Raw genomic sequence first — 22,399 nt, forward strand, 5'->3', positions numbered from 1 at the left:
AAAAAACGCCAAGGCATAAATTTTATATTTTGGTGTTTTTTTGTTAATAGATCCTGTTTATTTTTAACATTTTGTGATATTTTAGTTAACTATATAAAAGAAAGTGGAAATATTGATATAATAAAGTATACACATTAACAGAGGTGATAGCAGATGAAAAAATCAATACTTGTAATAGATGATTTTGCAATGAATCTAAGAATAGTTAATGAAATTTTATCAAAAGATTATGATGTTTATATTGCTAAATCTGGAATGAAGGCTTTTGAAGTTTTAAAAAATACAAAAGTTGATCTTATTATATTAGATTTAGTTATGCCTGAAATGTCTGGAACAGATTTTTTAAAAATATTAAGAAGATTAGATTTATATAAAGATTTACCTGTAATAATAATGACAGGAAGAAAGGATTTATCATCATTTAAGGATGCTTATGCTCATGGAATAATAGATTATATAGGAAAACCCTTTGAAAAGGAAACACTTTTAAATAAGGTAAAAAAAGCCTTCTTAAAAGTTAATATAGATGAGAATTATGAATAAGGGAGAAGGTTTATTAAAACTTCCTAAAGAACATAGAATATTAAAGCTTTTATATGAAAAATTTTCATTAATTATGATAGCATTATATGGAGCAATATTTATAGTATGCATAGTTTTAGTTGCAGATAATGCAATACCAAGTGTTAATCATGTGAAATTTAGCAATGGAAAAGCAGATTTAAGTAATGAACTTAATAACCTTAGTGAAATTGTAGGAATTGAAGGAGAATGGGAATGTTATCCTAATGTTTTGCTAACGCCTGAAGATTTTAAGAAAGAACATGTTACCTATGGAAATTATCAAAATTATCCTCATTATTGGAAGGATGATAAAAATTTTGATAATGCTAAGGGGTGTGCAACATATAGAGTGCATATTAAAGTACCTGAGGATTTTAATGATATAGGAATATATTCTAGATCTCAGTATTCATCTTATAGAATTTATATTAATGATGAAGAAGTTATGAATGTTGGAAATGTTTCAAAAGACTTAAGTAACTTTAGGCTTAATTATAGACCAGAAGCAGAATATATTAATAATTTAAAAAATACAGGTACTAATTATGGTAAAGAAATTTCTATTATAGTACAAATGCAAAATTATTATCATATATCTGCCGGTTTAAATAATAGTATATTACTTGGAAGTGCTCAAAATATAAAAACTTTAAATGTATTTTTATACCTGTTTAATGGATTAGTAAGTGGTGCTTTAATTGTACTTTGTATTTATTTTTATACTATATATTCAAAAAATAAAGAAAGAAAGGAGTATGAAGATTTTGCTATTGTAGCTATTGCTTGTGCATATACATCATGCACAACTTATGGTGAAAGTATTTGTTATTATTTAACACCATATATAAGTGTATTTTTATTATTTAGAATTGAGTATATAACAGTTCTTGTTGCTGGTTATTTTGCCAATATACATATTATAAAAAAAGAAAAACATGGTAAATATATTAGGGGGATTATGATAGGATTAACTTATTTAGGTATTTTTTCTATAATTTTACTACCTGATTTTGAAATAAGTAAGTTTAAATTTATTTATCATGGAATTTCTATTGCTTTTTTTGGAGTATCAATTATATATTGTTTAAAGAATTTAATAATTAACAAAAGAAAAAATGATTTTCTTGAATTTATAGCAATTATATGTCTTGTAGTAGGTATTTTATTTGTAAAGACTGATACAATCTTATGGGTTGGATGTGATATATATGATGTTATGGTATGTATACATTGTTGTATACATGTTAAGATTTTTTTAGATACATATTCAGATGTAGAAACTGATTTAAAAAGACTTACAGAAAATTTAGAAGAAAAGGTTAAGGAAAGAACTAGTCAGCTTACAATTATGAAAGAAAAAGCTGAATCTGCAGCAAAAGCTAAAAGTTATTTTTTAGCATCTGTGAGTCATGAAATAAGAACACCTATGAATGCTATTATAGGAATGTCGGATTTAATGAGAACAGATAATTTAGATGAAACGCAAAAAGAATATTTTAAGGATATAAAAAGTACTGCTCACTCATTACTATATATAATAAATGATATTCTTGATTTTTCAAAAATTGAATCAGGGAAAATGGAATTGTTTCCTATTAATTATAGTATTTATTCTTTAGTTGATAATGTTTCTTCAGTAATTAAATTTTCAGCAAAAAGTAAGAATCTAAAATTTGAAAGTGATATTTCAAAAAATTTACCTAAAATATTATTTGGTGACGAAAATAGAATAAGACAAGTACTTTTAAATATTCTTAATAATGCAGTAAAATATACAAATGAAGGAAGCATAAAGTTATCGGTATATGAGAAAAATAATTATATTATTTATTCAGTAAAAGATACGGGAATAGGCATAAGAGAAAAGGATATTCCAAAATTGTTTACATCTTTTCAACAACTTGATGCTAGAAAAAATAGAAATGTTGTAGGAACAGGACTAGGTCTTGCTATATGTAAAAATTTATTGGATTTAATGGATGGAAAAATAGAAGTACATAGTGAATATGGTGTAGGGTCAGAGTTTACTGCTTATATACCAGTGAAAATAGGAAAACTTGAAGAATTAGAATCAAGAAATGATGAAGATACATTTGTACTTAAAAATGTTAGATCATTAGTTGTAGATGATAATGCACTTAATTTAAAAGTAGCTAAAGGTATGCTTGAAAAATATAATGTACAAGTAGATTCAGTTTTAAATGGTAATGAAGCTATTAAAAATTTAGAAAATGAAGAAAATGAATATGATATTATTTTCATGGATCATATGATGCCTATAATGGATGGTATAGAAACTACAAAAATAATAAGAAATTCTAAAGGAAAATATAAAGATATTCCTATAATAGCCTTAACAGCTAATGCAATTGTTGGAACAAAAGAAGTTTTTGTAAAGGCAGGAATGAATGATTTTATATCTAAACCTATTCAAAAGAAAATTTTAGAAAGAGTTTTACTAAGATGGATAAGAAAAGATAAAATTATTTTTACATCAGATACTAATGTGGAAAATGATAAAGAAAAATTAAATAGTATTAATGATGAAAATAGAGAGATTATTTCAAAGATAAGTAAAAATGAAAGTATTGATATAAAAGAAGCTTTATCTTATCTTAATAATGATTATAATTTTTATATTTCAATTGTTAAACAATACATAAAAGAAAGTAACAAGTATTTAAGTGAAATAGAAGAATTTTATGAACAAAATGATCTGGAAAATTATTCTATTTTAGTTCATGGAATAAAAGCAAATTTAAAAAATATAGGTGCTATTAAATTATCTGAACTTGCTTATGAATTAGAAAAATACTCTAAAGATAAGAATAAAGAATTTGTCATAGAACATAATGATGAGTTTATTAACAATTTATTTAAACTTAATGAGGAATTAAATAATATATTTGATTCTCATAATGATTTATCAAAAAAGCTTATAAGTATGGATAATTATATAGAACTTTTAAAAAAGGTAGATGAAGCATGTAAAAAAGGACAATGCAATAAAGCTGATGAATTGTGTAGTGAATTAAAAACCATTACTGTAAATGAAGAAATGGACAAAGAAAATGAAAAAATAATAGAATCTATGGAATCATTAGATTATGATATTACTTGTGAAATAATTAAAAAATTAAGGATTAAAAATTTTTAATCTTTTAAAAGTATAAGACTATTACATTAAAATTTAGTGTAGTAGTCTATTTTTTATAATTATATGGTAAAAAATGTAAAAATAATTGTTATTGTTTTTGGTTTTAAATGTATTTAACTGACAAAATTTTAAAAGAAGAAAGTATATAATCTTAAACATAAGGAGGAATACTTATGGAGCTATATTTAGATGTTATAATGTTTCAGAATTTTATTATTAATTTATTTTTGTTAATTATTACTTTCAAATTAATGAAGATAAAGGTAAGTAAAAAGAAAATGATGCTAGCTTCATTAATTGGTACTTTGTATACTCTTACAATGATTTTTCCTAAGGTTATCTTTTTTTCTAAAATACCTTTTCAATTATTAGTAGCATTTATTATGGTAAAAAGTGCATGGGGAAAGTGTAGTTTAAAGGAAGCTTTAAAGGGTGCTATTACGTTTATAACTTTTTCAGTGTTACTTGCTGGATTATGTTTTAAAATATCTCAGTTAAGTGTAGAATTTAATTTCTTTTCTGAGGCAATAAAATCTGATGTAAGTATTATAAATTTACTTGTTTCGCTTATTATAGTGTATATTGTTACTTCAATTCTTTATGAATATTTTAAGGATAGAGCAATTATAGATAATTTGATATATGATGTGGAAATAACTTTTAATAAGAATAAGTATAATTTTAAGGCTTTTCTAGATACGGGAAATAGTCTTGTAGAACCAGTTACAAAACTCCCATGTATTATTGTTGAGGACAAATATATTAATTGTTTTAATGAAGAAATAAATAACAATTATTACCGCATACCTTATAAAGCTGTTGGTTATTCTGGATATTTAAAAGGGTATAAAAGCGATAGTATAAGAATAAAAAAGGAGCATGGCAAATGGAAAAGTATACAAGCAATGATTTGTCCTTACAATCAAATATTAAGCAGTTGTAAGGATTATAATGCATTATTATCAAGAGGCATAATTTAAGGAGGAATAATGGTTAATTTAAATATGGTATTAAATAGGGTGCTTGGAAAGCTAAAGACAGGAGAAAAAGGATTATATTATGTAGGGGGAAGCGATGCACTTCCATCGCCATTATCAAAGGAAGAAGAGGAAAATCTTGTGTCAAAAATGTCTACTGGTGATGAAAAAATAAGAAGTACATTAATTGAAAGAAATTTAAGGCTTGTTGTATATATTGCTAGAAAATTTGAAAATACTGGTGTGAATATTGAAGATTTAATTTCAGTAGGAACTATTGGGCTTATTAAAGCTGTTAATACATTTAACCCTGAAAAGAAAATAAAGTTAGCAACTTATGCATCTAGATGTATTGAAAATGAAATTTTAATGTATCTTAGACGAAATAGTAAGGTTAAGGCGGAAATATCATTTTACGAACCTCTTAATATTGATTGGGATGGTAATGAGCTTTTATTATCGGACATATTAGGAACAGATAATGATATTGTATATAATCTTATAGAAGATGAAGTTGATAAGCAACTTTTATTTGCAGCACTTAAACATTTAAATGATAGGGAAAAGGAAATTGTTCAGTTACGTTTTGGACTAAATGGAAAAAGAGAAAAGACCCAAAAGGAAGTGGCAGATATGCTTGGAATATCTCAATCATATATATCAAGACTTGAGAAAAAAATAATTAGCAGATTAAAAAAAGAAATAAGTAAAATGATATAGTTTTAGTATAAAAGTACATCTATTCGGAAAGAATTAGTATTGTGAGAATAATACATAATTGCTTCTGAAGGAGTTGAGATATATTGATCATTAATAAAGTAGAAATATGTGGGGTCAATACTTCAAAATTGAAAGTGCTAAAAGAAAAAGAAAAGAGGGAGTTATTATCAAAAATAAAAGAAGGAGATAATTTTGCAAGGGAACAATTTATAAAAGGAAATTTAAGGTTAGTTTTAAGTGTTATACAAAGGTTTAATAATAGAGGAGAGAATGTAGATGATTTGTTTCAAGTAGGATGTATAGGATTAATGAAATCAATTGACAATTTTGATTTGAGTCAAAATGTAAAGTTTTCTACCTATGCAGTTCCTATGATTATAGGTGAAATTAGAAGGTATTTAAGGGATAATAATTCAATACGTGTTAGTAGATCTTTAAGGGATATTGCTTATAAAGCATTAGTAGTAAGGGATAAATATGTTAAAGATTATAATAAAGAACCTACTATATCCGAAATATCAAAAGAACTTAAAATTCCAAGAGAAGAGATTGTATTTGCATTAGATGCAATTCAAGATCCTGTTTCATTATATGAACCAATTTACCATGATGGTGGTGATGCAATTTTTGTTATGGACCAGGTAAAAGATAGTAAAAATACTGATGAAAATTGGCTTAAGAGTATATCTATAAGAGAAGCTATGAAAAGATTAACAAATCGCGAAAAATTAATTTTAAATATGCGCTTTTTTAGTGGGAGAACTCAAATGGAGGTTGCTAATGAAATTGGAATATCTCAGGCACAGGTATCTAGACTTGAAAAAAGTGCCTTAAGTCATATGAGAAAATATGTATAATAATTTAAATGTAGGTAAATTTGTTTGTAGCAATTTTACCTGCATTTTTTTATAAAATTAATAATATGTAATAAAGTTTAATAATTTACATATATATATTAAGGGAGGGATAAGGATGGAGGCAAATAGTAATTTACATTCAATTAATGCATTAAAAAGTATGGAGGTTATAGACATAAATTCGGGAGCTAAAATAGGCTTTATAAAAGATATAAAGATTGATTATGATAACAAGAAAGTTTTATCTATAATAATTCCAGGTGAAAATAGAGGCTGGTTTTCTAAAACTGAAGATATAGAAATAAATTGGGAGAGTATTGTAAAGCTTGGCGTTGATGTTATTATAGTTGATTCTAAAGAACTTCAGCTTAATATTAATGAATGTGATAGTTAATGTGGTATAATTAAATAAAAGTATGTATAATAAATATAAATAGCATATTTATATTAAGAAAGGTAGGATAAAATATGAAATGCCCTTTTTGTTCGTATGAAGAAAGTAAGGTAATAGATTCTAGATCAACTGATGATAATACTACAATTAGAAGAAGAAGAGAATGTTTAAAATGTGGTAAAAGGTATACTACTTATGAAAAAATTGAGGATATTCCAATATTAGTTATAAAAAAAGATAGTACAAGAGAAAATTTCAATAAAGAAAAAATTATAAATGGTCTTATTATAGCATGCCAAAAAAGACCTGTTTCAAGAAATCAAATAGAAAAGATAGCTTCTGATATAGAAAAGAAAATATCTAATAAAATGATAACTGAAATTCCAAGTAATGATATTGGCGAAATGGTAATGGATAGTTTAAAAGAAATAGATGAAATTTCTTATGTTAGATTTGCATCTGTATATAGACAATTTAAAGATATAAATACTTTTCTTGAAGAAATAAAAGGACTGGTAAACAAATAAGTTTTTATAATTGGAGGAAAAATGAAAAAAGTAAAAGCTAATGAAATACCTATGCAGGAAGATTTTCTTGTTTTTGATAAAAAAAATTATAAAGCTATATTTTCTACTGCAGTTAATGGTAGAAATTTTAATAGGCATACAGAAGATGGAGTATCAGAACTTGAAAAATTAAAAGATGAATTTGATCTTGATGGACTTATATATATAAGACAAACTCATTCTGATAATGTTTTTACTTATCATAAAGGTGAGGATGAAGCTGTATTTAGGGAAAAAGAAGGAGATGCTATAATAACTTCACAAAAAAATATAGCTGTAGGAGTGTTTACGGCAGATTGTACTCCAGTATTACTTGTAGATAAAACAAGGAATGTAGTTGCAGCTGTACATAGTGGCTGGAAGGGAACATACAAATCAATAACTTTAAAAACTATAAAGAAAATGATTTCTGAATTTTCATGTAAAGTGCAAGATATAGAGGTTTTTATAGGACCTCATATAAAAAAATGTTGTTATGAAGTTTCGGAAGAATTAAAAGAAAAGTTTATTAAAGAAAAGAACAATATTTTAGAAAGTGAACTTTTTAATGGAAGAAATTTGTCTATGGAAGCATGTATATTAAGTGATTTAAAAAAGTGCAATATAGATGATAAAAATATTACTATATTAGATGAATGCACTTATTGTTCAAAAGGTATTAAGCTTCATTCTTATAGAAGAACAAATGGTGATTATGGAAGATTATTTTCATTTATATTTACGAGATAAAATAGCTAGCGTGTGTAAGCACGCTTATTTTTGTGGCTTTTGAATAAAAATACATATAAATAGGTATAATATAAAAAATTAAAGAATTTCACTTGAAATAAACTTGAATGTACGATAGCATAATAGTATACGTGGAATTTTGTATATTTATAAAAATTTTTAACATAAATCTTGGAGGGAAAAATGGGTAAACCAATAGTTGCGATAGTAGGTAGACCTAACGTTGGAAAGTCTACCTTATTTAATAAATTAGTAGGAAGAAGAGTATCTATAGTTCAAGATACTCCAGGTGTAACAAGAGATAGAGTTTATGCGGAAGCTGAATGGCTTAACTATAATTTCACATTAATAGATACTGGTGGTATAGAACCAGAAAGAGAAGATATTATAGTAAAGCAAATGAGAAGGCAAGCTAATATTGCTATAGAAACTGCAGATGTTATTATATTTATAGTTGATGGAAAAGAAGGTCTTACAGCTGCCGATGAAGAAGTGGCTAATATGCTTAGAAAATCTAAAAAGCCTATAGTATTAGTAGTAAATAAAATAGATAATTTAAAAGATGAAGATAATGCTTGGGAATTTTATAATTTAGGACTTGGAGATCCTGTTACAATATCAGGTCAACAAGCACTAGGGCTTGGAGATATGCTTGATGAAGTGGTAAAGCATTTTGACGAATCAGCTAAAGATCAAGAGGATGAAGATATTGTTCATATAGCACTTCTTGGAAAACCTAATGTAGGGAAATCATCTCTTGTAAATAGACTTTTAGGAGAAGAAAGAGTTATAGTATCTAACGTTCCAGGAACAACAAGAGATGCCATTGATAGTTATTTAGAAAATGAACTTGGAAAGTTTGTTATTATAGATACAGCAGGTATTAGAAGAAAAAGCAAAGTTAAAGAGGAAATAGAAAGATACAGTGTTATTAGATCATTATCTGCTATTGAAAGGGCTGATGTATGTATTCTTATGATTGATGCTACAGAAGGAATTACAGAACAAGATGAAAAAATAATTGGATATGCTCATGAAATGAGAAAGGCAATAATGGTTATAGTAAATAAATGGGATCTTGTGGAAAAGGATGATAAAACTTTAGATAAATTTAAAGCTGATATTCAAAATAACTTGAAGTTTTTATCATATGCAGAATATTTATTTATATCTGCACTTACAGGACAAAGAACTCATAAGGTTTTAGAACTTGCAAAGAAATGCTATGATAATTATTCTAAGAGAGTGGGTACTGGGGTATTAAATGATGTTGTTAATAAAGCTGTATTAATGAAAGAACCACCACTTGTTGGGCTTAAGAGAATGAAAATATTTTATGCAACTCAGGTTGCTACAAAGCCACCTAAGTTTGTATTCTTTGTTAATGACATGACTGCAAGACATTTTTCATATGAAAGATATTTAGAAAATCAGTTAAGAGATAGTTTTGATTTTAAGGGAACAGGTATAGAAATTGAGTATAGAGAGAGGAAGGATAATTAATGAGTAAAGTTGCTTTTGTCGGGGGAGGAAGCTTTGGAACTGCCCTTTCTGTTCTTTTAAGCAATAAAGGAAATAAAGTTACTATTTATGATAGAGATGAAGAAGTAGTAAAAGATATAAATAATAATAAAAATAACAAAAAGTATTTTGAAGATGGAATAAATATTCCTGAAAGTATTGTAGCAACAAATTCTTTAGAAGAAGCTGTGAAAAATAGTGAATACGTTGTTCTTGCTGTACCTTCACATGTTATAAGGACAATGGCTAGGGCTATTAAACCATTTATTTCAAAAAATGCTATAGTTATTTCAATTGCAAAAGGAATTGAAGAAGGTACAAATAAAAGATTATCAGTAGTAATAGAAGAAGAACTTCATAATGATGTGGTGATTTTGTCAGGACCAAGTCATGCAGAAGAAGTAGCCAAGGGACTTCCAACTACAATAGTTGTAGCTTCAAAAAACATGAAAGCTGCAGAAGATGTTCAGGATCTTTTTATGACTGAAAATTTTAGAGTATATGTAAATAGTGATATTATTGGTGTGGAAATAGGAGGAGCAGTAAAAAATATTATTGCCTTAGCAGCAGGAATATGTGATGGAATGGGTTATGGTGATAATACAAAAGCTGCCCTTATGACTAGAGGCATGAAAGAAATTTCAAGGGCTGTAGTTTCGCTTGGAGGTAAGGAACAAACTTTTTATGGATTAACAGGAATAGGAGATTTAATTGTTACATGTACTTCAATGCATTCAAGAAATAGGAGAGCAGGAATTCTTATTGGTAAAGGAAAAACATTAAATGAAGCAATAAAAGAAATAGGAATGGTTGTTGAAGGTGCAAAGGCATGTAAAGCCTTTTATGATTTAAAAGAAAAAAAAGGCATATCTATGCCTATAACAGATGCTTTATATAAGGCTTTATATGAATCTAAGAATCCACTTGAAGCTGTTAAAGAACTTATGGGAAGAGATAAAAAATATGAATAATTAAATTAAAAATACTTTATTTTATACAAAATAAAGTATTTATTTTTGTACTTTGGAATATATATATACAGAGATAAAAAAGATTCAAGGAGGATATAACTTGGACAATTTCAGTATATATAAGGATATATCAGAAAGAACCCAAGGGGACATATATTTAGGTGTTGTAGGACCTGTAAGAACAGGAAAATCAACTTTTATAAAAAAATTTATGGACCTTATGGTTATACCAAAGATTGATAATGAATATAAAAAAGAAAGGGCAAAGGATGAGCTTCCCCAAAGTGCCTCTGGAAAGGGTATACACACAACAGAACCTAAATTTGTGCCTAATGAAGCAGTAGAAATAAGCTTTAATGAAGATATAAATTTAAGAGTGAGACTTGTGGATTGTGTAGGATATATAGTAAAGGATGCATTGGGGTATATGGAAGGCGAAAATCAAAAAATGGTAAATACTCCATGGTTTGATTATGAAATACCTTTTGAGGATGCAGCAGAAATAGGAACAAAAAAAGTAATTACAGATCATTCAACAATAGGTCTTGTAATAACAACAGATGGAAGTATAACAGATATAGATAGAGCTTCTTATGTTGAAGCAGAAGAGAGAGTAATAGGTGAACTTCGAGAATTAAATAAACCATTTATTATTATACTAAATACAAAAAATCCAAATTCAGCAGAAACAAAAAATTTGAAAAAGACTATGGAAGAAAAGTATAATACAGCAGTTCAAATTATGGATATATATAATATGAATGAAGAGGACATAGAAAATATATTTGAACATGTACTTAAAGAATTTCCTATAAAAGAAATTAATATAGATATTCCTGAATGGTTAGAAAAACTTGATGTTAACCATTGGTTAAAGAAGGAATTTTTCAACATAATCAAAGACATGAGTACTGACATATCAAAGGTTAAAGATATTACATTATCCTTAAGAAAGTCTGATGAAAATGAGTATTTAGGTTATTCAAAGCTTATGGAAATGAACCTTGGTAAGGGAATTGGAAGAATAAATCTTAAACCAGAGGATGGTGTTTTTTACAAAGTACTTAGCGAAATATGCAATTTAAATGTTACTTCGGAAAGTGAACTTTTATCCATAATAAAAGAATTAAATTATGCAAAAAAAGAGTATGATAAAGTTAAAGATGCATTAAATGAAGTAAGAGAAACTGGATATGGACTTGTGGCACCAGAACTTAGTGAGATGAAGTTTGAAGAACCAGAAATAGTAAGACAGGGAAATAAATTTGGAGTTAAGCTAAAGGCAAGTGCCCCTTCTCTTCATTTAATAAAGGCAGATATAAAAACAGAAATAAGTCCTATTATGGGATCAGAGAAAGAATCAGAAGAACTTGTTAAAGCACTGCTTGAACAATTTGATTCAGATCCTGTAAGTCTTTGGCAAAGCAATATGTTTGGTAAATCTTTAGAAGTTCTTGTTAAGGAAGGGTTACAAAATAAATTATATAAAATGCCTGAAGATGTGCAGGTGAAGATTCAAAAAACACTTCAGAAAATTATAAATGAGGGCAATGGTGGCCTTATTTGTATAATATTATAGGACTGCTTTAAAAGCAGTTCTTAATATATTGTAAACATAAAGTCTACAAGCTGCATATGTAGTATAATTAAAACTATAAAGAAAATTAATTATACATATAGGAGGATTTGCTATGATAAAGTTAAAAGATAGAAAAACTAAATTTAAAATAGTTTTTTTTATATCATTTATTCCCTACATATGGATTTTATTAAGGGCATTATATTATAGCATATTTGGTTATAAAAAGTTTACTTGGGTTTTATCATATTATGTAGGAACAGATTATGGCATTGAAGCATTTAAAAATTCAATAATATTAGATGGATTTGCTTTATGTATATGTGGCATTATTCCTATATGTGTAATTTATCAAATAGTATATATTTTTTTTATTATGAAAAAAAGAAAATGAAGCCTAGCTTCATTTTCTTTTTCGCAATTTTTTATGGTGAACAAAATATAATGCCAGTCCAATAAAAAACATTCCGCCAATTATGTTCCCAATAGTAACAGGCAATTGATTTTTCATAAAAAAACTACCCCAATTAAGATTAGATAATTGATCTATAGTAATACCATATTCAGAAATAGCTTTATTAACATAAACTTCGTTATTTAATGCAAATATTCCAGCAGGAATATAATACATATTAGCAACACAGTGTTCATAACCACTTACTACAAATGCAAATATAGGAAAGAATACTGCAAGGATTTTTCCTGATACGTTTTTTGAAGCAGTAGCCATTAATACAGCTGAATATAATCATCATTAGACCTATAGGAAATACGCATCCTCCAATAAATCTAGAAAGGGCAATGTTGTCAATAGAATGCATTGCTACATTGCTTGCACTTGCGCCACAGGCTATAAACATTCCAGCCATAAGTCCAAGTAATATCATAGTTTTAGTAGGTGTTTTTATTTTGTTTTGGCTATTTTCAATATAATTTTCTACTATTTCTTTTGGTAACAACATTTTAAATTTTCTCCTTATTTATTATTTAGAAGTTAGAAGAAACTAACCTATAGTATAAATTACTTTTAGATTTTTATCAATATATTTTTTAAAATCATTTGTAAACCTCGAGCTCTATATAGGTTGACAATTAAAAATGATGAATATATAATAAAAAAGGTGATAGGAAATGAACATTATAAATTATGGAAAAGCTTTATCAAGTATTAGTGGTAATGAATATATTAGAAGCTTTATTGGAAAGGTTAAATTTGAAAAAATTAAAGATATACAAAATAAAAAAGCTTTTTATAAAGCAAAGGAAGTAAAAAAAAATAAAAATATAAGTATAATAGAAATTGCATGCTTTTGTAATAATGATATTTTTGAAAAAATGACAGTTACAATAGTTTTAAATTGTAATATGAATAATAAAAAAAAGGATATAAGTAATAATTTTCATGTTAATGAAAATGAGTATATTCAGTTTTCAAAAAAGGACATAGAAGAATTTAGCTTTTTAGTTTCCGATATGAATCCTATACATTTAGAAGAAAAAGCAGTAGTTCAGGGGATGCTTATAATAAAAAGAATAATTGATAATTATAATATTTCAAATGGATTTAACATAAGATTTTTAAATCCTGCTTATGAAATGGAAAAAATATATATGTATAAATATAATAATGAAAATAAAAAAGCTATAGAAGGAACATCTAAAAGCTTTAAATATTTTGAATTTTTGGAGGGATAAGAATGGAAAAAAGTAGAGTTAAAAAAGAAGGTGTAAGTGCTGCAACACTTACTAAAATAGGAATATGTATAGCACTTTTATGTGTTTCGTCATATATAAGTATTCCAATACCATTTTCACCAGCACCAATTACAGCACAAACTGTGATAATAAATTTAATTGCTATTATTTTATTACCCAAAGAAGCATTTTTTGCAGTTTTAGGATATATTCTTTTAGGTATATGCGGTTTGCCTGTTTTTTCAGGTGGTCAATCTGGCATAGGAAAAATTTTAGGACCTTCAGGAGGATACATTATAGGTTATCTTGTTGCTGCTGTATTAATGAGTTTTATATTAAGAAAAATGGAAAATAAAATAAGAAATTATTTATTAATTACTATATTAGTTGGTATACCTGTTATTTATGCATGTGGTGTTGTAACTATGAGCCTTTATGTTGGAAAAGGACTATGGGCTATAATGAGTACTAGTGTTATTCCTTTTTTGCCAGGAGATATTTGTAAATGTATTGTAGGTTCTTACTTAGGTTATGCATTAAGAAAAAGATTAAAATAGTATTTTATGAGGAATAAGTTATGAATGATGTATATATTTTAGGAGGTTTAAGAAGCTATATTGGTATAAAAAATGGTATATATAAAAATATGCTGCCAGAAGAATTAGCTTCGGAGCTTTTAAAAAAACTTATAAATAGATATAGTATTTCTAATATTGATGAAGTAATATGTGGCAACATTATTGGAACAGGTGGTAATATTACAAGACTTATGTGTTTAAAAGCTGGACTTTCAAAAGTTCCAGCTTTTACTATAGATATGCAGTGTGCATCTTCAATGGAAGCCATAAATATAGCCTCTCTTAAAATTAAGGCTGAAGATGCAGACATTATAATAGCTGGTGGTTTTGAAAGTTCCTCTATGGAACCTTTAAGATATTATAATAAAAATGATTTTAGATATGCTAAAGATGGAAGATATACACAGGCACAATTTTGCGTGGAGGATTATTCTAATGCGGCTTCTTTTAATTTCGCTGAAAGAATATGTAAAATTAAAGGCATTAATTCTGAGCTTTTAAATTATTATACTTTAGAAAGTCATAAAAAAGCACAGAAAGCTTCTAAAGGTGGTTATTTAAATTCAATAATTGAGAGCATAAATGGAAGCACTAAAGATGAGGGAATAAGAAAAAATATGAGTATGCACCTTTTAGAAAGACTTCCTAAGTTAAAGAAAGAAGGAATTAATTCTATTGGGAATATATCCTCTCTTAATGATGGAGCAGCATTTATAGTATTATGTTCTTCGAAATATATAAAAGAAAATAAAATAAAGCCTATAGCTAAAATTGTATCTTATGATAAGACATGTGTTGAACCTCTTTTAAGTCCCTATGGGGCAATTTATTCAGCAGAAAATAATTTAAAAAAAAATAAAATGACTTTTAATGATATATCTGCTATTGAATTTAATGAAGCTTTTGCAGTAATAGATGTTTTATTTGCAGAAAAATATAAAGAATTTTTAGATAAGTATAATATTTTTGGAGGGGCTCTTTCATATGGACATCCCTATGGAGCATCAGGTGCCATAAATATACTTCATTTAATTAAAGCTCTTGAAGTAAAAAAAGGAGACTATGGCATATCATCCATTGCAGCTTCAGGAGGTATTGGAGCAAGTTTTATTATAAAATATTTAAAGGAGTAAAAAATGGATTATTATAAACTTTTAACAAGTGTAGATGACTATGAAAAAATATGTATATGCATTAATGATAAAATTTACACATATAATGACGTTATAAATGATAGTATAAAATTAGAAGAAAGTATAAAAGAAAATATGAATATTTCTGATAAGGAAATAGTGGCTATTTTTAATGAAAATTTATATTTTCAGTTAATTTCTTTTTTTGCTTTAAATAAAGCAAAAATGGTTCCACTTATAATTCATCCTTCTACACCCTACAAAGAGGTAGAGGAAATTATGAAGGTGAACAGAATAAAATATATTTTAGATAGTAGAGGTATTAAAAAAATATATTTAGATAAAAATGAAAAGTTATTTAATTTAAGTAATTGTACAAATGCTGTATTAACTTCAGGTTCTACAGGCCTTCCTAAGGTTTTATTAAGAACATATGAAAGCTGGGCTGGTTTTTTTGAAAATCAAAATGAAGTATTTAGTGTAAATAATAATACAATATTATTTTTTCATGGTCCTCTAAGTTTTACTGGAAATTTAAATAGCATATTAAGTGTTATTTATGAAGGAGGAACTTTAGTAACATATGAAGGATTTAATCCATTAATGTGGCAAAGGTTAATAAGAAAGTGTAATGTTAATACAATGTATATGGTTCCAGCTAAAATTATTGCATTAAATAAGAGTTTAAAGGAACCTATAAAAAGTATAAAAAGCATTTTTACAGGATCTCAACAGCTTTTTGGTAATTTAAAATTTGAAATGAAAAAATATTATAGTAACGCTTCAATAATTTTATATTATGGCGCATCAGAACTTAATTATATTACATATATTAATTTAGATGAATTAATAAAAAATCCATTGTCAGTAGGAAAACCTTTTAAAGGTGTAAAAGTAAAAATAAAAGATGAATATATATATATAATGTCAAATTATTTTGTACAAGGCTTTAAGGGATGGTGCAGTGTAAAAGATAAAGGATATATTAGTAAAAATGGAGAACTTATATTTAATGGAAGAGAAGAGGAAATAATAAACAAAGGAGGCAATACAATAAATTTAAAGAGAATTTTAAGCAAAATAAGAAAATTGTCTTATATAAACAATGCTTTTGTTACATCATATAATGATCAATCAAAAGAAAAGGAAATTGTTGCATTTATTGAAACTAATAAATATATAACAAAATTTCAATTTAAAAAAGATTTAAAAGATGAACTTTTAACTTATGAGATGCCTAAAAAAGTATTTATTTTAGATAAAATACCATTAAATGATTCTGGAAAAATTAACAAGAGGGAACTTAAATTTAAATTTAATATATAAAATAAACAATTTATACATATATAATTAAAATAAATAAATAGCGTCTATCCTTTTTTATAGATGCTATTTATGATTTTTAAAATACAAATTTATAGTTAATGTTTACATTTATAATTTTTTGATAAAAAATATTGACCAAATATGAAAACGGTTGTAACATATTAGCATATTACACAGTGTAGAAAATAGATTACAATTAATTACTACAAAATGTAGAAATAGGTGAAGATGTAAATTACATTAGATTTGGTGCTTTTAAGGATGCAAAAAATGTTAAAACATTAAAATTTAAAGGAGAAAAGATAGATATAATAGCAGTAACTGATCTTATAACAGAAAAAGTTAAGGAAGAAGATTTAACTGATGGTAAATTAAGTGCAGATGCAAATATAACTATGGATAATTTAATAAAGGCTTCAAAAGCAGCAAGTAGCAATGAAAAAGGAATTTCAATTAAATTTGGAGATGAATTAGAAACTATTGTAAAAACTATAACTATATTATCAATTGTGTTTGTTTTATCCTTAATCCTTTCTGTTCTTATAGAAAGAAGTAGTTTGTTTTCATCTAAATACTACGTGACTACTAATAATAATGTTTATTCTAAGGAATTTGATGGGGGAGTAGTTGAATTTAATAAGGATACTGGGGATGTAAAGGTTATAATAAATGGAAGTGATGTTGATGAGGAAGGATATAAGGCAATAATAAATGATTTATTAAATGAGGGGGAAATAAAATGATTGGCAAAATTAAATTGTATAAATTATATATTATTACAGTTTTTTTCACCTTCTTTTGTTATGCTCCTTTTTTAAATTGCGTTTATGTACAGGCGGCAGATATAAATAATAATATAGAGAAAGTGACCTTACCAAGTAGTATTATTCTATAGGAGATAGTGCTTTTTCTCAATGTAAAAAACTTACTACTATTTTTATGCCTAAAAGAATGCAGTATTTAGGAAATAATGTTTTTGAAGGATGTGAATCCCTTGAATCTATTGATATACCAGAAGGCGTAAGTAGGATAGGGTATGATTTTGCTGCCAATTGTTATTCTTTAAATAGTGTTAATATTCCAAGTTCAGTAAATAAATTAAGCCCTGGAGCTTTTAGTGGCTGTTTAAATCTTAAGGTTATTGAAATACCTGAAAGTGTTAAAACAATTCAAGCACCCTTTCAAGATTTGAAACAACTTACAATAATAGGTGAAAAGGGATCTGCAGCAGAGAAACATGCTAAGGCTATAGGACTTGATTTTAAGGAATATGGTACTGAGGCAAATGTTTCTGAAAACATATATAATGATTTTCAATATAGTGAAAATAGCACACAAGTTGAAATTACAAAGTATTTAGGAAGATAATATTAAGCAAAGTAATGATGCTGATTATTATTTAAATGATATTAAAGTTAATGAAGATAGTTATAAAAATTCTTCTAAAAAGTGGTCAAATACAAGAGACTTTTTTTATATATTTAGTTTTTTTGCAGTTATAACTATTATAGGATGGATATTATTAAATATGGTAAAATACAAAAAAAGATGCAGATAAAAATGCTGTATTGCTTATTTTTACTATAGGATTAGAAATTTTCTTTGAATAAAAAAATGATATAACAAAGCTTAATAGTAAAATTATTAATGTATATATTAACGTAAATTGTATATGAATAAAGAGCTAAAATTCCAAATAAAAAATATAACATTATGGAGCACAAAATAAGCATAATAGCAGTGCTTTTGAAAATCTTTTTGCTTATGCTTTTCTGTGTTTATGTTAATATTTTTATATGTTAAGGTAGTATCTAAATTTTTAAAAGAAAGTTTTGAAAGTATATATTATTATGGGAATTATTTTATTTTCACATTTAATCATTTCACAAAGAGTAAAACCATCAATTTTAGGCATTAAAACATCTAAAATTATTAAATCATACATATTTGATTTGAATTTTTTAAAACCTTCAAAAGCATCACGTGCAATAGTTACATTATATTGGGCTGATGATAAAAATTCTTTTAGTATTTCTATAATATCTATGTCATCTTCTACAATTAAAATTTTTTCTTTCATAAATTATCCCCTTATAATTTCCAAATGTAATTATATAACAATTAGTCAGTCTATATAATATTTGACAATGAAACAATTGTATTTATTAAAAAATACAAGTAAAATAAGTAATTTATATTGCATAAAATAAGCAACTTTTGTATAATTATCTTGAGTTTTATTGCTTTTAATAATATTTAAAAAGGCAAAATATATATGTTTATTTAATTAATTATTGTTAAATAAAAATTAGGAGGTAGAAAATTGGGAAAAGCATTAATAATTGGCGCTGGAGGCGTTGCAAACGTTGTAATTCATAAATGTTGTCAAAATTCAGAAGTTTTTGAGGAAATATGCATTGCAAGTAGGACTTTGTCAAAATGTGACGCTATAAAAGAAAAACTTAAAGGAAGTAAAACTAAGATTCAGACTGCTATGGTTGATGCCGATAATACAGAAATGTTAATTGAACTTATAAATAAATTTAAACCTGATGTGGTAATAAATGTTGCATTGCCATATCAAGATTTAACTATTATGGATGCATGTCTTGCTACAAAGGTTAATTATATGGATACTGCAAATTATGAACCATTAGATACAGCAAAATTTGAATATAAGTGGCAGTGGGCATATAGAGAAAAGTTTAAAGAAGCTGGAATAACTGCGCTTCTTGGAAGTGGATTTGATCCAGGAGTTACTGGAGTGTTTAGTGCATATGCAATGAAACATCATTTTGATGAAATAAATACTATAGATATAGTAGATGCAAATGCAGGAGATCACGGATATCCATTTGCAACAAATTTTAATCCAGAAATAAATATTAGAGAAGTAACAGCTAAAGGAAGTTATTTTGAAGATGGTAAATTTATTGAAACTGAACCTATGTCAATAAAAAGAGTATATGATCTTCCGGAAATAGGACCAAAGGACATATATCTTCTTCACCATGAAGAATTAGAATCTTTAGCTTTAAATATAAAGGGAATTAGAAAAATAAGATTTTGGATGACTTTTTCAGAAAAGTATCTAACTCATTTAAATGTTTTACAAAATGTTGGAATGACATCTATTGAGCCTATAGAGTTTGAAGGACAAAAAATAGTGCCTCTTCAATTTTTAAAGGCTGTTTTACCTGATCCTGCTAGTCTTGGCCCAAGAACTAAAGGAAAGACAAATATTGGATGCATATTTACAGGCAAAAAGGATGGTAAGGAGAAAAAGTATTATATATATAATGTATGTGACCATCAAGAATGTTATAAGGAAGTTGGCTCACAAGCTATTTCATATACAACAGGTGTACCAGCTATGATAGGAGCTATGATGCTTATGACTGGTAAGTGGAATAAGAAGGGAGTTTATAATATAGAAGAGTTTGATCCAGATCCATTTATGGATGCACTTAATAAGTTTGGACTTCCTTGGAAAGAAAGCTTTGATCCTGAACTAATTGATTAATATGAGGTAGAAGCAGTGAATATAGATTTAAATAAATTGAAAACACCATGCTATATAGTAGATGAAGAACTTTTAATTAAAAATCTAGAAGTTCTTAAAGGTGTACAAGATAGAACAGGTTGTAAAATTCTTTTAGCCCAAAAGGGTTTTTCTATGTATAGTGTTTATCCTTTAATTAGTAAATATTTAAAAGGTGTAACATCAAGTTCACTTTTTGAAGCTAGGCTTGGATATGAAGAAATGGGAAGCGAAGTTCACATATATGCACCTGCATATAGAGAAGATGAATTTCAGGACATATTAAGATATTCTGATCACATAGTATTTAATTCTATGAATGAATGGAATAAATATAAAGATGTTGTTTCAACATATAATAAAAAAATTGAATGTGGTCTTAGAATCAATCCTGAATATTCTGAAATAAAAACAGATATTTATAACCCTTGTTTTAAAAACTCAAGACTAGGTGTAACATTAGATAATTTAGAAGGGGAAGATCTTGAAGGAATTTCAGGTCTTCACTTTCATACAATGTGTGAACAAAATTCTGATACATTAAAGCGTACTATTGAAGTGGTTGATAAAAAGTTCTCTAAATATATAAAAGGCATGAAGTGGCTGAATTTTGGAGGAGGCCATCATATAACAAGAGATGATTACGATATAGCAACTCTTATAGAAAGTATATTATATATGAAAAATAAATATAATGTAGATATATATTTAGAACCAGGAGAGGCTGTAGCATTAAATACTGGATATCTTGTAAGTACAGTTTTAGATATTGTTCATAATGGTATGGATATAGCTGTGCTAGATGCTTCTGCTGCTTGTCATATGCCAGATGTAATAGAAATGCCTTACAGACCAGAAGTAATAGGTGCTTCTTTTTTAAACGATTATGAGTATAATTATAAATTCGCAGGTCCTACATGTCTTGCAGGTGATATAATTGGTGATTATTCATTTAAAGAACCATTAAGCATAGGAGATAAGGTTATATTTTTAGATATGGCTCATTATTCTATGGTTAAAAATAATACATTTAATGGAATTAATCTTCCAAATATTTATTTAAAAACTCAAGGAAAAGTTATTAAAATTAAAGAATTTGGATATAATGACTTTAAATCAAGACTTTAAAAATTTATGTTTTATGTTTATCACTACAATGATTGCTAAAGCATAAAATATACAAATTAAATTTCTAAAATAGTAATTTTAATAATATAAGGAGAAGATAATAAGTTGGGTGATAAGTTAAAACTATACGGTTTCAATAATTTAACTAAGACATTAAGTTTTAATATTTATGATGTATGCTATGCTAAAAGTGAAAGAGAACAAAAAGACTATATTGCATATATTGATGAACAATACAATTCAGAAAGATTAACAAGAATATTATGTAAAGTAACTGAAATGGTGGGAGCTCATGTGCTTAATATTTCAAAACAGGATTATGATCCACAAGGGGCAAGTGTTACAGTTTTAATTACAGAAAGAGCACTTCCTGCAAAACTTATAGATAAATCTTGTAACCTTGGAAAATATTCGAATGTAAATGAAAATATTAATTCAAAAGAAGCAGAAATATTATCTACAAGAGACTCTGTTGTGGCACATTTAGATAAAAGTCATGTTACGGTACATACATATCCTGAGTATCATCCTGACAATTCAATTGCAACCTTTAGAGTAGATATTGATGTGTCTACATGTGGCCAGATATCACCTTTAAATGTGCTTGATTATTTAATAAGCAGTTTTGATTCTGATATTATAACTATTGATTATAGAGTAAGGGGCTTTACAAGAAGTGTAGATGGCCATAAGCTATTTATGGATCATAAAATTAATTCTATTCAAAATTATATTGCAAAGGAAACATTAGACAAATACGATGTAGTAGATATTAATGTTTATCAGGCAAATATTTTTCATACAAAAATGCTTATAAAAGAGATAGATCTTCAAAATTATCTTTTTAATACAGATGTATATGAATTGCCCCCTAAAAAAAGGCTTGATATAACAGATAGCTTAAGAAAAGAAATGATAGAAATATTTAGCGGAGCTAATATTTATTGATGCAAATATAGCACG

Annotated in this window: 24 protein-coding genes; 21 read left to right on the forward strand and 3 right to left on the reverse strand. The window is 26.7% G+C overall.

The window, feature by feature from the left end:
* Positions 1 to 153 precede the first annotated feature (153 nt).
* The 12 genes from ACTNAO_RS00195 (at position 154) to ACTNAO_RS00250 (ending at position 12,429) form a co-directional block, all read left to right on the forward strand.
* Positions 154 to 543, forward strand: a complete 390-nt coding sequence (locus tag ACTNAO_RS00195; protein WP_441027168.1) for a response regulator — start codon at positions 154 to 156, stop codon at positions 541 to 543.
* Positions 536 to 3,721 carry an ATP-binding protein gene (locus ACTNAO_RS00200; protein WP_441027170.1) on the forward strand — a complete coding sequence of 1,062 codons (3,186 nt, stop codon included), beginning with the start codon at positions 536 to 538 and terminating at the stop codon, positions 3,719 to 3,721. The genes ACTNAO_RS00195 and ACTNAO_RS00200 overlap by 8 nt, the downstream gene beginning before the upstream one ends.
* Before the next feature lie 173 nt (positions 3,722 to 3,894).
* The gene (locus tag ACTNAO_RS00205; protein WP_441027172.1) at positions 3,895 to 4,701 is read left to right on the forward strand and encodes a sigma-E processing peptidase SpoIIGA; all 807 of its coding nucleotides are present in this window, start codon (positions 3,895 to 3,897) and stop codon (positions 4,699 to 4,701) included.
* A 9-nt stretch (positions 4,702 to 4,710) separates the two neighbouring features.
* The gene (gene sigE / locus ACTNAO_RS00210) at positions 4,711 to 5,418 is read left to right on the forward strand and encodes an RNA polymerase sporulation sigma factor SigE (RefSeq protein WP_441027174.1); all 708 of its coding nucleotides are present in this window, start codon (positions 4,711 to 4,713) and stop codon (positions 5,416 to 5,418) included.
* Positions 5,419 to 5,501: 83 nt separating this feature from the next.
* Entirely contained in the window at positions 5,502 to 6,275 is a 774-nt protein-coding gene (gene sigG / locus ACTNAO_RS00215; RefSeq protein ID WP_441027176.1) for an RNA polymerase sporulation sigma factor SigG, read from the forward strand.
* Between the two features lie 115 nt (positions 6,276 to 6,390).
* Positions 6,391 to 6,669, forward strand: coding sequence for a YlmC/YmxH family sporulation protein (locus ACTNAO_RS00220; protein ID WP_441027178.1), 279 nt, complete (start codon positions 6,391 to 6,393; stop codon positions 6,667 to 6,669).
* Positions 6,670 to 6,743: 74 nt separating this feature from the next.
* On the forward strand, positions 6,744 to 7,196 hold the full coding sequence (gene nrdR, locus ACTNAO_RS00225) for a transcriptional regulator NrdR (protein WP_441027180.1): 453 nt from the start codon (positions 6,744 to 6,746) through the stop codon (positions 7,194 to 7,196).
* 21 nt (positions 7,197 to 7,217) lie between these two features.
* Positions 7,218 to 7,964 (forward strand): peptidoglycan editing factor PgeF, encoded by a 747-nt coding sequence (gene pgeF, locus ACTNAO_RS00230; RefSeq protein ID WP_441027182.1) that lies wholly within the window; start codon positions 7,218 to 7,220, stop codon positions 7,962 to 7,964.
* Between the two features lie 183 nt (positions 7,965 to 8,147).
* On the forward strand, positions 8,148 to 9,467 hold the full coding sequence (gene der / locus ACTNAO_RS00235; RefSeq protein ID WP_441027184.1) for a ribosome biogenesis GTPase Der: 1,320 nt from the start codon (positions 8,148 to 8,150) through the stop codon (positions 9,465 to 9,467).
* On the forward strand, positions 9,467 to 10,456 hold the full coding sequence (locus ACTNAO_RS00240) for an NAD(P)H-dependent glycerol-3-phosphate dehydrogenase (RefSeq protein ID WP_441027186.1): 990 nt from the start codon (positions 9,467 to 9,469) through the stop codon (positions 10,454 to 10,456). Before der ends, ACTNAO_RS00240 begins: the two co-directional genes overlap by 1 nt.
* A gap of 100 nt (positions 10,457 to 10,556) precedes the next feature.
* Complete coding sequence (gene spoIVA, locus ACTNAO_RS00245; RefSeq protein ID WP_441027188.1) at positions 10,557 to 12,035, forward strand: stage IV sporulation protein A; 1,479 nt, start codon at positions 10,557 to 10,559, stop codon at positions 12,033 to 12,035.
* Positions 12,036 to 12,147: 112 nt separating this feature from the next.
* A complete protein-coding gene (locus ACTNAO_RS00250) occupies positions 12,148 to 12,429 on the forward strand; it encodes a hypothetical protein (protein WP_441027189.1) in 282 nt (93 codons plus the stop codon).
* Positions 12,430 to 12,438: 9 nt separating this feature from the next.
* Here the strand turns inward: ACTNAO_RS00250 and ACTNAO_RS00255 are convergent, their stop codons facing one another.
* Positions 12,439 to 12,765 carry a formate/nitrite transporter family protein gene (locus tag ACTNAO_RS00255; protein ID WP_441027191.1) on the reverse strand — a complete coding sequence of 109 codons (327 nt, stop codon included), beginning with the start codon at positions 12,763 to 12,765 and terminating at the stop codon, positions 12,439 to 12,441.
* Positions 12,683 to 12,997: a formate/nitrite transporter family protein gene (locus tag ACTNAO_RS00260; protein WP_441027193.1), complete on the reverse strand. Its 315-nt coding sequence runs from the start codon at positions 12,995 to 12,997 to the stop codon at positions 12,683 to 12,685. Before ACTNAO_RS00260 ends, ACTNAO_RS00255 begins: the two co-directional genes overlap by 83 nt.
* 169 nt (positions 12,998 to 13,166) lie before the next feature.
* Between ACTNAO_RS00260 and ACTNAO_RS00265 the strand changes: the two genes are divergently transcribed.
* From ACTNAO_RS00265 to ACTNAO_RS00290, 6 genes are all read left to right on the forward strand, one after another.
* Positions 13,167 to 13,730, forward strand: a complete 564-nt coding sequence (locus ACTNAO_RS00265; protein WP_441027195.1) for a hypothetical protein — start codon at positions 13,167 to 13,169, stop codon at positions 13,728 to 13,730.
* A gap of 2 nt (positions 13,731 to 13,732) precedes the next feature.
* On the forward strand, positions 13,733 to 14,287 hold the full coding sequence (locus ACTNAO_RS00270) for a biotin transporter BioY (protein WP_441027197.1): 555 nt from the start codon (positions 13,733 to 13,735) through the stop codon (positions 14,285 to 14,287).
* Between the two features lie 20 nt (positions 14,288 to 14,307).
* Positions 14,308 to 15,441 (forward strand): thiolase family protein, encoded by a 1,134-nt coding sequence (locus tag ACTNAO_RS00275; RefSeq protein WP_441027199.1) that lies wholly within the window; start codon positions 14,308 to 14,310, stop codon positions 15,439 to 15,441.
* A 3-nt stretch (positions 15,442 to 15,444) separates the two neighbouring features.
* Positions 15,445 to 16,767 (forward strand): AMP-binding protein, encoded by a 1,323-nt coding sequence (locus tag ACTNAO_RS00280; RefSeq protein ID WP_441027201.1) that lies wholly within the window; start codon positions 15,445 to 15,447, stop codon positions 16,765 to 16,767.
* Positions 16,768 to 17,162: 395 nt separating this feature from the next.
* Positions 17,163 to 17,510 (forward strand): hypothetical protein, encoded by a 348-nt coding sequence (locus ACTNAO_RS00285; RefSeq protein WP_441027203.1) that lies wholly within the window; start codon positions 17,163 to 17,165, stop codon positions 17,508 to 17,510.
* Between the two features lie 148 nt (positions 17,511 to 17,658).
* The gene (locus ACTNAO_RS00290; protein ID WP_441027255.1) at positions 17,659 to 18,135 is read left to right on the forward strand and encodes a leucine-rich repeat domain-containing protein; all 477 of its coding nucleotides are present in this window, start codon (positions 17,659 to 17,661) and stop codon (positions 18,133 to 18,135) included.
* Positions 18,136 to 18,586: 451 nt separating this feature from the next.
* On the opposite strand, the gene ACTNAO_RS00295 is transcribed toward ACTNAO_RS00290, so the two are convergent.
* Complete coding sequence (locus ACTNAO_RS00295; RefSeq protein WP_441027205.1) at positions 18,587 to 18,847, reverse strand: response regulator; 261 nt, start codon at positions 18,845 to 18,847, stop codon at positions 18,587 to 18,589.
* A 243-nt stretch (positions 18,848 to 19,090) separates the two neighbouring features.
* Between ACTNAO_RS00295 and ACTNAO_RS00300 the strand changes: the two genes are divergently transcribed.
* From ACTNAO_RS00300 to speD, 3 genes are all read left to right on the forward strand, one after another.
* On the forward strand, positions 19,091 to 20,290 hold the full coding sequence (locus ACTNAO_RS00300) for a saccharopine dehydrogenase family protein (RefSeq protein WP_441027207.1): 1,200 nt from the start codon (positions 19,091 to 19,093) through the stop codon (positions 20,288 to 20,290).
* Positions 20,291 to 20,305: 15 nt separating this feature from the next.
* The gene (gene nspC, locus ACTNAO_RS00305) at positions 20,306 to 21,436 is read left to right on the forward strand and encodes a carboxynorspermidine decarboxylase (protein ID WP_441027210.1); all 1,131 of its coding nucleotides are present in this window, start codon (positions 20,306 to 20,308) and stop codon (positions 21,434 to 21,436) included.
* 105 nt (positions 21,437 to 21,541) lie between these two features.
* Positions 21,542 to 22,384 carry an adenosylmethionine decarboxylase gene (gene speD / locus ACTNAO_RS00310; protein ID WP_441027211.1) on the forward strand — a complete coding sequence of 281 codons (843 nt, stop codon included), beginning with the start codon at positions 21,542 to 21,544 and terminating at the stop codon, positions 22,382 to 22,384.
* Positions 22,385 to 22,399 lie beyond the last annotated feature (15 nt).

Origin of the sequence: Clostridium sp. HCP1S3_C6 (assembly GCF_052066735.1) — a bacterium.
Taxonomy (GTDB): domain Bacteria; phylum Bacillota; class Clostridia; order Clostridiales; family Clostridiaceae; genus Clostridium.